Raw genomic sequence first — 11,849 nt, forward strand, 5'->3', positions numbered from 1 at the left:
GACGTTCATTTTAGAACGGAAGTTAATTAAACGAGTCTTTAATCCATAAACCTCCTCTACATACTTAGTAGGTGGCTGTTGGGTTCTTAATGTATATACCTTAACTTTTTTACAAATTAGTTCACTTCTTATTAACTGAATAAAATGTTTATTGGTATGCATAATAAGTCAGTAATTTTAAACTGCAAGCCTAGATTTATTTTGTTAACTGAGAAAAATTATCTATTTATTTTTTAGACTTAAATTTGCCTTTTTTACCCTTAAGTTTATGATTTCAGTTTACTTTTATATTTAATTGTGTTTTTATCTCTTTATTTTTCATATATAAGGAAGTAATGATGCATAGAAATTTTAAACTGACATTAGCTGCAATATTAGTGAGTAGTCTTGCTGCTTGTGATAGCTCATCAAGTGATAGCTCTAATGTAGTTGCTGATAATCGTGAGCAAGTGTCAATCTCAGGTTCTTTAGTTATTCCAGAAAGTCTTAGTGAAAGCGCAGCTACAAAATCAGTGGCTCAACGTAACTCAGCTTGTTCAGATATCCCATCAGGTTATGCAGCATTATCAAATGCGATTGTTAATTTAGAAGACTCAAACGGTGAAATTTTAAAAGACGATATTAAAACAGATGAATGTGGATCATTTGATGTAGCTGTTGATCAAGATCTTGCAGAACAAATTGTATTGTTGACTGCTGAAAAAGAAGGGTATAAAACAATAAAGTCTAATGTTGAAAATTTTTTAGAAGATAGTGAGTTAAAGGTTGCTTCGACGATATCGAGTAATGCTTTATATAATTTTTCAGGTTTAAGACAACTGTCTGATAATGAAGTAAACATTACCATCACAGACTCTGAGTCTCATAAAGCAGTAATAGGACTAGATTCATCAGCATTTACAGTTGAAAAAAATGATGCTGAGGTCGACCTTACAACTTTAATTGGTTCACAAAGTGTTGCTGATAATGCAGCTTCAATTCTTATTTCACTTGATTCAAGTGGTTCGATGTCTGGTTATGTTCAAGATGAAAATTATAATTATGTTGTAGATGAAGATGGTAATTATCAATCAAGATATTTAATCGCTGCCGCATCAGCACATCAATTTGTAGAAACAACAAAAGATAACGATGAAGAAGCGAGTTTTTCGATGGTTATTTTTTCAAGTTATGTATATTCGTTCACTGATGATTACATTAATGATAGCTTATCGTTAGAGAATTCTGATGGTGATACAATAGAATTTGTTAGTGAAAGAGAAAATGGTTTTATTGAAGATAGTGCGACTGTGCACACTTTAATTGATATTTATAATCCACACTCAGAGATGTACGTATATCCATCTTCACCAGCAGTTGAAAGGCATGAAGAGAGAGATGACGATATTGCCCTTATTAATTCCTATTATCGATTTAGTGGCGCAACGGCCTTCTACGATAGTTTAGATGTAGGTCTTGATGAATTTGATGAATCAATCACAAATCCACAAATTATCGTGTTAAGTGATGGCGATGATAATAGCAGCTCTGTTTCATATACTGACGTAATTACAAAAGCACAAGAGAAAAATATACCAATTAGTGTTCTAGCTATAGGTGGTGGTATTTCATCGTCTGATGCTTCTAGAATGGAAGCAATTGCAACAGATACGGGGAGTCAATATTTAGAGGTAGTTGATGTATCTGACCTGTCAGGTTTTTTTGATGGCTTATCAACACAATCTTCTTTTAATTACAATGCTACTTTAGGTGAATCAGTAGTATCGGGCGATATATTAAAGGTGACAATTGATATTAATGGAGAAAGTACATCTCGCGAATTAACTATTAATTAACGTTAGTTTAAAAATACTTTGTGTAAATCTAGAATGGTACTCTCTTTGATTATTCTTAATTGATATGTCAGTTATACTAATATTAAACCGCATAACGGCTTAAGTATGTGGTTTTTTTAGTTTTACCGCTCTGTTTTACTTTCTCTAATACCCCTACAAACTTCACAAGCTTATAAACGCCACAAATATTGTGGCGTTTATATTATTACCCTCATAGACATTAATCATATTGAGGATAATAAATATGGGTAAACTTGTTTATACCGATTATATTAAATAAGTGATCTAAATTTTACGCAGGAAAAATGACTTAGTTTGAGGCGTAAATTGAGCTAAATGGTTGTTCCCTTTGTGAAATTTACAACAAAGAAATAAGTTATTTTAACAAGTAAAATAGATCAGTTAATTAGTGTGATTGGTATTACTTACCAAGAACAACAAACCTCGCCAATAATATCGATTACATTAAATAAGATATCTAAATTTTTCACTGGAAAAAAGACTTAGTCAAAGGTGTAAACTCAGGCCTTTCGAAGATTAACTTAGTTAATCATCTGTCGGAGTATTAACTAAAAGAGGTTAATGCTTTAATGGTTACTTCCGTTACGAAATTTACAACGAAGAAATAAGTTATTCTAATCAGTAAAATAGATCCGTTAATTGGTGTGATTGGTATAGTTTCCTATCTATTTAACAGTCCTCTCTTTAGAAACATTTAAACAATAATATTAATTAGTTAATTTCAATCTCTAACTTATTAAATATTAAAAATATCGGTGATTAGCGGAGCTTGGTAGCACATCTCAATTGTTTTGGAAAAGAGTTGGAAGAAGTTCGAATCATTATCACCAACTGCATTAATAAAACCGTTTGTACTGGAAGCTGTTAAGTTTTTTTTGCTTCAAAAATAGTAAAAAAACTTAATTTGACAGTGGCCATTCCCTCTAAATGTATGACTATCTAATTAAACAGCTAAGAGCTTCATAGGGCTTGGATTCAAATAACAGGCATGAGTATTTTTAGTTTAACTCTTTTGCATATGTTGACTTATAACGATATGGTTGGGTGATTAAAGTCACCTTATTTTGTTTATATGAGGATTTTGGTGATTATAGTGAACAATGTTGAGGTTTGTATGAAGTCTTTATCTAAAATTTCAGAAATTATTTTATCTGAAAGAAAGCAGCGAAAATGGAGCCAACAGTTATTAGCTGATTATGCAGGGCTTAATAGAACAACGATTGGCAAAATTGAACGTGGAGATTACGATGATGTTGGATTAAGAAAGATTGAGCGGATCCTTAACTTATTCAATAAATCGTTAATAGTTACAGATACAGGTTTACCGATTTTAGACCAATTAAAAGAGACTAATAATGGCTAATGTTGATGTCTAGATCCATAAAAATAGAGTAGGGAGGTTACAGAAAAAATGTAGTCCATCATTATTCATATGACCTAAATGCAAAAACTGCATTATCCCTTACTATGCCCATTCGATTGGAAACCTATACATACGATGGGTTACATCCCTTCTTTCAGATGAATATGCCAGAAGGTGGATTACGGCTAGCCATTGAGAAGGCAACTGCAAAGCTCTATGGCAGCAATGATTTAACAGTACTGGCATTGTTAGGAAATAATCAAATTGGTTCTGTGCGATATGCATTGGAAGATAAACTACTAGTAGATGAAAGCGAATTTGATTTAAGCCTAGAGCATCTTATTAAAAGCGATGATGTTGATCTTTTTTCTGAACTGTTATCAAGGTTTGCTTTGCGTTCAGGTGTTGCAGGGGTACAACCAAAAGTATTGTTAGATCTTAAACAATCCAGTCATGAGAAAATAAGGTCTAAAACGACCTATCCAATCGATTCATATATAGTGAAAAGTTGGGGTGAAGAATACCCAGAATTAGCGTGTAATGAGTTTATCTGCTTAAGCATGGCTAAAGCTGCGGGGTTAACTGTTTCGCCTTTTTATTTGAGTGATAATGGGCAGTTATTGATAACTAAACGCTTTGATATTAACGACGAAGTTAAGCCAATAGGATTCGAAGACTTTTGTGTCTTACAGGGGCGATCGACTAAACAAAAATATGATGCAAGTTTAGAGTCTTGTGCGAATACTATCAGTCAGTTTGTTTCACCAGAATATCGTAAAACTGCCTTATATGATTTTTTTAAACTGACCATTTTGAATATTACTTTACGAAACGGTGATGCGCATTTAAAAAATTATGGTGTTCTTTATGAAAATCTAGCTGCTTACAAATTAGGTGAACTACCAAAGACTTCTGTCTTATTTTCGCCTGTATTTGATATTGTAAGCACAACACCTTATATCGAAAATGATACGATGGCGCTAAGTTTAACGGGCTCTAAACGTTGGCCAAAATGGAAAGTGCTGATTAAATTCGGCAAACAACATTGTTTATTATCAAATAAAGAAATGACTAAAATTGTTGATGAACTTGAACAAGCTAAATCTCAGGTTTTGCCAATGATTAAAGAGCTTAGTTTAAAGCATCAAGGGTTTAGCGATATTGCTAAAAAGATGATTGAATTGCTTGAAGTCAATATAACTGAATAAGTAATAAACCCGTTACCATTCAAGGTAAAAAATTCAGCAAGCCGTGAAGTGAGCAGATACTCGCAAAAAGAGAAATAAATACGGGTTAAATCGACACTTTATAATAACGGAGATGTTTGCTTCACAGCTCACCCTCTGCGGCGTTTGCTTTAAACCAACTCAGAGAAACTTTTTATAAGCAACCTTTTATAAGTAACCTTATATAAGCACCTTCGATAAAAACAGCTATTGTCACCACATTACTAAGCCTTGATTTGGAGTCTAAGTTAGCGTCTGAACGAAGCAACTTGAATGGTAACGGGGATATATACAGGTGATGGACAAAATATTATTCGCGGTTCAGATAAGATTTTCGTAAGAATTTTTAAAATTTAATAACTGTTAAAGAGTCATAGAGCCGCGGGCTGTTTTAAGGGCTGACAGTCTATCCTTGGAGAACCTTAAAACCGCTTTTACTGGAGACAGTTAAGCGTTTTTTGCGTCTTTAATTTTCTTAAAAATACCATGAGTAGTTAAAGATATACTCAAGCACTAAGCTGTCGCTCGAGCAGTATTAAGGTGGCAACTTTACCTAACAACCGTTAAATATTTCTCTTGTATTGTCGTATTGATAAAATTTAATAAAAAAAATCTTAAGATAGTTAACTTTATCCGTAAGTAATTAATAGTTAAATAAAAATATAATATCTAAAAAATGAGAATATAAACTCAAAAACATCAAGACTATGCTTTTAATTAATAACTATTAAGTGTTAATATCTTAAATATTAGGTACTTATCCTCTCCACTTAATACCTAAACACTTTCAAATTGACATAGTTTCTTTCATCTATTTTTTATACCTTAAACAAGGATGGGTATGACGGCTAATTTTTATAATAAAAATGCCAGTAAACTAGCTGAAATGTATCTGTCAAAAACCTTTGAGCAAGTACACGAAAGCTGGCTTAGTTACTTAACGCCTATCTTGAATAAAAAAGAGGCTCGTATTTTAGATATAGGGGCTGGCGCAGGGCGCGATAGTCAATACTTTGCACAACAAGGTGCTGCGAATAACATTTCTGTTACCGCGATTGAACCCGCATTAATGTTAGCTGAGCTTGGTAAAAAGCATACTCAAGGTTTGAATATTAATTGGTTGCAGGATTCACTTCCCGATCTCACCGCCGTCACTCGTAAAGAAATCAGTTTCGACCTCATTCTATTAAGTGCTGTTTGGATGCACATTCCAGATGCGCAACGCGCTAGATCATTACGAAAGCTCGCTAACTTATTAAAGCCCGGTGGCCTATTAGTTATTTCATTACGCCATGGTGAAAGTGGCGATGAACGAAATATGTATGAGGTTTCTAGTGATGCTTTAGTACAAATGTCTACAAAGCTCGGCCTATCTCTATTATTAATCACAGATAAAAAGCCTGATGTGATCGGCAGAGCTGATGTCTCATGGCAAACGGTTGTACTCAAACTACCTGATGATGGTAGCGGAGCATTTCCGTTTATTCGTCATGTTGCATTGAACGATGGCAAATCTGCAACACATAAACTCGCGTTAATGCGCGTGTTATTACGTATAGCTGACGGACACCCCGGTGCTGTCATTCGACGAGAAGATAATAGAGTTATATTACCTGTTGGCTTAGTTGCTCTCTATTGGGCACATCAATATAAAGACTTAATTGATAAATATCAGTTATATCAAACCCCTAATAAAAATAGCAACATGGGCTTCATGAAGGAAGATGGTTGGCATAAATTAACACATCTATCATCATCAGATTACCGTATTGGGAACTTGTTCCAAGGCGATCAAGCAATAGCAATGCATAAAATGCTATCTGCAAGTGTCGCTAACATCAAAAACATGCCTTGTAAGTTCATCACTTTTCCTAATAGTGCAGAAAGTGTATTCGAAGTGAGCAGTAAATCAGTACGCGCTAAAGACAGTTTATTTTTAGACTTAACCACCTTAAACCATTGGGGCGAATTTTCATTACCTGAACACCTATGGATTGCTTTTAGCCGTTATGCCTGTTGGATTGAACCTGTGTTAGTTTCAGAATGGACTAAAACCATGGCGGGTTATCAAGGTAATCGACAATATCAAGCGCCAGAGCAACAACATAAATTAGTGAATGCATTAAATTGGTTAGAAGCAAAGCGCAGTACCACCGAAGTCCGAAACCGTTTTGAAACGCTTAAAAAACAGAACAATAGCCAGCACAACTGTGTTTGGACTAATAAAACTTTAAATAAACAATACGCAATTGATCATTGCATGCCATTTGCACGTTGGCCTAATAACGACCTATGGAATTTATTACCTAGCGATGTCACTGCGAACGGACAAAAAAGCGATCGTTTACCCACAGAGCAGAAAATGAGAAAGGCAAAACAACGCATTACAGACTGGTGGCAAGAAGCTTGGTTAGCAGACGACTCAATTGATATTAGTAGCCAGTTGAATCAAAAACGATTTTTCGCTGAAGCTAACATCGCTTTACCAGATTTGGAATCAAGTAATGATTCAGTCGATGACCTCTTTGAAGCTTTATTACTACAAAGAGGAAGATTGAAAGAAATGCAGCAGTTGAGAGAATGGTGATTGGTTTAATTTATATTAAAACAACTAATTTCACTGGAAGTCAAAAATAAAATTCGTATATTAAGGCGTTAGATAAGAACTAGTTCTCAGGCTCTGCTTGGTAATGCATAGCACTTGATTGCACACAAACTTGATAACTCTGAATTCGTATACAGAGTATGGGAACTTACAGTTTGGTCATTTTTACGTATGAGATTTAGAAATAATATTACTTGGAAAATTATTATCATGATCCTTAAAGACGTCATTTTTAAAAATACAATTTCACCAACAGCTAAAGCAGGACAAGATCAGGAAACTAATGTTGCATTTTATTTAAGAAGAGCATTTAAAGATCATCCTAGCATTTTTGTTATTAATGATTTTAAGTTTACGCACAATGATGAAACTGCTCAAATAGATCACTTAATTATTTATCCTTTTGGTTTTGTTTTAGTGGAGTCTAAAAGTATTACTGGTGAAGTGAAGGTTAATAGCTTCGGAGAATGGGCTCGTAGTTTTAATGGAAAATGGAGTGGTATGGCATCTCCAATCAAACAAGTTGAATTACAACAAAGGTTGCTTCGAGAAATATTGTTTGAAAATAGTCATAAAATATTAACTAAAGTCTTAGGGCTTCAACAATATTTTGGCTTTAGGCGTTGGGATAATATTTGTGTTGTTTCTAGTAATGCAATTATCGATAGAGAATCTATGCCAAAAGACGTTTCTGAGCAATTAGTGAAGAGTGAGTTTTTAGTTGATAAATTAAATCAGGTAATGAATATAAAAAATATTGTTGGAAGGCTTTTGAGTATTAGCGATACTCGACCTAAATTTAGCGCCAATGAATTAACTTCTATTACAGAGTTCTTAATGTCTCAGGCTAAAATGCAGCCAAAAGAACGAATAGAAAAAGAGTTTTTGGTTGAAGAAAAAACACCTAAGTATATTAGCTCTCATACAAAATTTACATCTCTTTTAAAGTGCAAAAGGTGTGGTGAAACATCGGATTATTCGGCATTAAGTGGTCGCTATGGTTATTATATAAAATGCAGAAAATGTGAAACAAATACTGCTATGAAAATGTCATGTGGTCATTGCCAAAGCACAAATGCAAAAGTATCAAAATCAGGAGAAACTTATTTTCTGGATTGTGGTGATTGTGAAAGCTCAGAGCGCTTACTATGAGTTCTTGGCTTGGTAGTGATGGAACATTAAGCATTTTATAGAGAAAAATATATGATCGACCCTGTTTCAATTTTTATTGCTTCATACCTTTCGGTTGTAAATTCAAACGTACATGAAAAGGTCTCAGATATATACGGAACCGAACTTAAAACTGAGTTTGTTCAGTACGAAAATATGAATATTTCATTTCAGCATCAAATATGGAATATAAAAAATAAGACGATATGTACTTCTTATAATCAAGGAGATCCAAATTACTCTAAGTGTACAATCAAAGCGAAAGCTTTCTTTACTGATATGTGTAAAGAATTGACTAAGAGAAATCATTCAAATTGGAAAATGAAAAAGTTAAAAAGAATGTACTGTAATGCCTCTATTAGTTACCAACCTTTCGTTGCTAGTATATCTAACCCTAAAGCTACAACAGAAGAACGTGACAGAGAGAAAAAGTGCAATTTATTGATATTAAAAACAATGGGGAATAAGAATAAAGATCTCATTGCAGAAAAAAAATTAGCGTGTAAGTAAAAGAAATAATTTTATCTGTCACCCACCTAAATTTTTTAGAAGAATATTTTGACAAAAATACCGAGCTACAAAAAAGGTTTTAAATGGATTTAACAACCCAAATTATTAACGCATTATCCGTCTACTGGTTTATTCTGCCACTTTTTATTTTACCTGTGGTATTAAAGTCGGCTTGGTTTAAAGGCATATTAGGCGAATTTTTAGTTAACTTCTTACTCACCAAGTTCTTGCCAAAGAAACAATATACTTTAATCAAAAATATTACTTTGCCGACTGATGATGGCACAACACAAATCGACCATATTGTGGTGTCTGAGTTTGGCTTGTTTGTGATTGAAACTAAAAATATGAAAGGCTGGATTTTTGGCAGTGCCAATCAAAAGCAGTGGACGCAAAAGATTTTCAAGTACTCAGGGAAATTTCAAAACCCACTACACCAGAACTATAAACACACACAAACGTTAGCAAGTTGTTTAACTATCCCTAATGAATTCATTTATTCAGTGGTTGTTTTTATTGGTGATAGTACTTTTAAAACCAAAATGCCTGAGAATGTTACCTACGCGAGAGGGTGTGTGGAGTACATTAAAACTAAACAAGTCGTTCATTTTACGAAAGAACAAGTTAATAGCCTTATCTCTGAGATTGAAACGGGGCGTTTGACACCTAGTTTGAAAACAAACTTAGCGCATAATAAACATGTGAAAACTATTGTTGAAAGTAAAGCGGAGCCTAGAGAAATTACCAAACAAGTATATGAAAGTAAAGTAGAGCCTAAAGAAATACCCAATCGGGTACTTGAAATACAAGAAGGCGTAGTAAAATCCTGCCCCAAGTGCGGATCTGAAATGGCATTAAGACAAGCCCAAAAAGGCAAGTATGTTGGCAATCAATTTTGGGGATGTACTAATTTTCCAAAATGTAGAAAAGTGATCAACCTATGATTAAAAATGCATTCACTGATTATATTAAAGCAACTAATCTCACTGGTAGCCAAAAAGCAAATTCGTATATTAAAGCGTTAGATATTCTAAGCTCGCTTCTCAAACACGAGCCGTATGGTTTTAATGATTGTAAAGATATTTGGAAGGTCGAATCTGTTGAACGCCTGTATTAGCTTTATGTTTTCGTTTTGCAGCGGAGTAAAAAGAAAGATAATAATTTATGGGTGATCGATGGTATTGCTAAAAGTTATTTAGCCAATGGTTTTTGCTCTGCTGCATTAAAGTCTTTTATGACATTCTTGGTTGAATTCAAGTTTGAGCAACGCTTACTGAATAATGTAAATACAGAAGGGATTCAGGTTCCAATTACGCTAAAATATCCACGTTGTTTGCTAGATGGCATTGGTCATGCAGAAGGGCGTGATGTTGTTAGAGAAGTCAATGTACGTACTAACCAAAATGTATTCAGAAAGTTAATACTTAATATTTATAATCAATCTTGCTGTATTACAGGCTTAAATATGCCAGAAGTAAATAGAGCGAGTCATATTGTGCCTTGGGTTGAAGATAAAACAATACGCTTAGATCCTGCTAATGGCCTTTGTTTATCAGCAACCTACGACGCTGCGTTTGATAAACATTTAATTAGTTTAGATGACGATTACCGAATAATTACAAGTAAGACTATCAAGGATTATTATACTTCGAACAGCGTAAATGAGTACTTTATTAAAAAACAAGGCATGAAAATAAACCTACCAAATACCTTCAAACCTAACAAGAATTTTTTAGAATTACATCGTAATAATTGTAGTTTATGATCATTATTTGAACCAAGGTTAATAGTTATCGAAGCCTCTTTGAATTTTATGCTCTTCTGTCTACTCCCGGTAAAGATTTTTAAGTTATTTTGAATGCAGAATTCTATGTATCAGTAATAACAAAGCACATGCAACATTTTGTTGTGATGTTACATATTATATATCTGTTAAGTGAATCACTTGATAGCTATATTGTTAGTATTGCTGGACTGAAGTGATTCCATAAAACATCATGCTGTATATTGATTTAAACTAGAGTTGAATAAGCGCTGGATATCATTCAGCACTTATTTTTTATGTTACTAAGACTGACCTTTTCTTTGTAAGAGTAGGCTGATGAGTATTTCTTACTAGGAAGCTATTTCACAATTACCCCTTTTCAATTGCCCCTTATTGACAGGTTTAGCTTTTAATATACATCCCAATAACTTGCGAAACCGTAATGTTTATAAACGGCTAATTCGTTGTCTCGGTTTAGTTCTTTGTTGGGTTGGTATTCTGGCGCTTCTTTTATTTGTTGGCGAGTTAAATTGATAATGGCTGAATTTTTGAGCCAATTAATATCTTCAATCCATTCTGGTGAAATGAGTACTTTTTGTCCACCAAACCAATTAGTGGTGTTCGCAATAAGGTAGCGAACAGCCATTGTGTCTTCTTCAATTAGTAGATCTGTTACGTGTCCAATATCACCGTCAATAGCATGAATATCATAGCCCATGATGATTTTACAACTACGTAAATTTGGATCATCATTTTCATGTCTCTCAATAATCGCTTCTTTATGTACTATCGCTACATCAGCGGCTTCTTGTTTTGTTTGTGCGGGTTCTCCAAAGCCTGAAACAAGTAAGTGTGGATACATTCCCTTGCCCCAAAAACCAGTGTTGCCCCAATAATATGGGTAGCTGTAATAATCAAGTAGGTTAATTTCGTGTTGGCGTGACACTGTTTTATTAGTGTTAATATTTGGACTGTTTTTAACTTGCTCTTGTGTGATAGAGACTGGAAGGACTTGTTCTAGCCCATTTGCTTTTTGTATGCCAATAGGGGAGATCAATACCTTACGGCTTGATAACCAACTGCCTGTTTCGACAACAAAATAACGTATGACCCATTCTTTATCATCAAATAAGAAATCAGTTACTTTACCTATATCGCCATCTGTGGCGGCAATGCTGTAATTTTCTAAATCGTGCATACTACGTAACATAATAGATTATCCTTTTGTTATAACAATCACATTAATTAACTGATCTATTTGGCTTGTTAAAATAACTTATTTCTTCGTTGTCAGTTTCGTAAAGGGAATAAGTATTTACCTCAACTTATGCTTTAAACTAAGTCATTTTTTCTT

At 33.9% G+C, this 11,849-nt stretch carries 9 protein-coding genes and 1 pseudogene; 9 read left to right on the top strand and 1 reads right to left on the bottom strand.

Annotated elements, in window-relative coordinates:
• The first annotated feature begins 338 nt into the window (after positions 1 to 338).
• From GQR59_RS07930 to GQR59_RS07965, 9 genes and pseudogenes are all read left to right on the top strand, one after another.
• A complete protein-coding gene (locus tag GQR59_RS07930; RefSeq protein WP_236546689.1) occupies positions 339 to 1,835 on the top strand; it encodes a vWA domain-containing protein in 1,497 nt (498 codons plus the stop codon).
• Between the two features lie 1,114 nt (positions 1,836 to 2,949).
• The gene (locus GQR59_RS07935) at positions 2,950 to 3,219 is read left to right on the top strand and encodes a helix-turn-helix domain-containing protein (protein ID WP_160061440.1); all 270 of its coding nucleotides are present in this window, start codon (positions 2,950 to 2,952) and stop codon (positions 3,217 to 3,219) included.
• Positions 3,220 to 3,287: 68 nt separating this feature from the next.
• Positions 3,288 to 3,488: pseudogene (locus GQR59_RS18830) on the top strand (HipA N-terminal domain-containing protein); the annotation flags it as partial.
• Between the two features lie 3 nt (positions 3,489 to 3,491).
• Positions 3,492 to 4,427, top strand: coding sequence for a type II toxin-antitoxin system HipA family toxin (locus GQR59_RS07940; RefSeq protein ID WP_268892995.1), 936 nt, complete (start codon positions 3,492 to 3,494; stop codon positions 4,425 to 4,427).
• An 859-nt stretch (positions 4,428 to 5,286) separates the two neighbouring features.
• Complete coding sequence (locus tag GQR59_RS07945; protein ID WP_160061442.1) at positions 5,287 to 7,032, top strand: class I SAM-dependent methyltransferase; 1,746 nt, start codon at positions 5,287 to 5,289, stop codon at positions 7,030 to 7,032.
• Between the two features lie 228 nt (positions 7,033 to 7,260).
• A complete protein-coding gene (locus tag GQR59_RS07950; protein WP_160062502.1) occupies positions 7,261 to 8,202 on the top strand; it encodes a nuclease-related domain-containing protein in 942 nt (313 codons plus the stop codon).
• Between the two features lie 51 nt (positions 8,203 to 8,253).
• Complete coding sequence (locus tag GQR59_RS07955; RefSeq protein ID WP_160061443.1) at positions 8,254 to 8,730, top strand: hypothetical protein; 477 nt, start codon at positions 8,254 to 8,256, stop codon at positions 8,728 to 8,730.
• Positions 8,731 to 8,813: 83 nt separating this feature from the next.
• Positions 8,814 to 9,674, top strand: a complete 861-nt coding sequence (locus tag GQR59_RS07960) for an NERD domain-containing protein (RefSeq protein ID WP_160061444.1) — start codon at positions 8,814 to 8,816, stop codon at positions 9,672 to 9,674.
• A gap of 188 nt (positions 9,675 to 9,862) precedes the next feature.
• Positions 9,863 to 10,495 (top strand): HNH endonuclease, encoded by a 633-nt coding sequence (locus GQR59_RS07965; protein WP_160061445.1) that lies wholly within the window; start codon positions 9,863 to 9,865, stop codon positions 10,493 to 10,495.
• Between the two features lie 409 nt (positions 10,496 to 10,904).
• On the opposite strand, the gene GQR59_RS07970 is transcribed toward GQR59_RS07965, so the two are convergent.
• Positions 10,905 to 11,705, bottom strand: coding sequence for a PRC-barrel domain-containing protein (locus GQR59_RS07970; protein ID WP_160061446.1), 801 nt, complete (start codon positions 11,703 to 11,705; stop codon positions 10,905 to 10,907).
• Between the last annotated feature and the right edge of the window lie 144 nt (positions 11,706 to 11,849).

Source organism: Psychromonas sp. L1A2, assembly GCF_009828855.1.
Classification (GTDB): Bacteria; Pseudomonadota; Gammaproteobacteria; order Enterobacterales; family Psychromonadaceae; genus Psychromonas.

Bases quoted from the DNA above. Each gene is read 5' to 3' on its own strand.
- GQR59_RS07970 (WP_160061446.1), bottom strand. From the start codon at position 11,705: ATGTTACGTAGTATGCACGATTTAGAAAATTACAGCATTGCCGCCACA.
- GQR59_RS07930 (WP_236546689.1), top strand. From the start codon at position 339: ATGCATAGAAATTTTAAACTGACATTAGCTGCAATATTAGTGAGTAGT.
- GQR59_RS07945 (WP_160061442.1), top strand. From the start codon at position 5,287: ATGACGGCTAATTTTTATAATAAAAATGCCAGTAAACTAGCTGAAATG.
- GQR59_RS07955 (WP_160061443.1), top strand. From the start codon at position 8,254: ATGATCGACCCTGTTTCAATTTTTATTGCTTCATACCTTTCGGTTGTA.
- GQR59_RS07960 (WP_160061444.1), top strand. From the start codon at position 8,814: ATGGATTTAACAACCCAAATTATTAACGCATTATCCGTCTACTGGTTT.
- GQR59_RS07950 (WP_160062502.1), top strand. From the start codon at position 7,261: ATGATCCTTAAAGACGTCATTTTTAAAAATACAATTTCACCAACAGCT.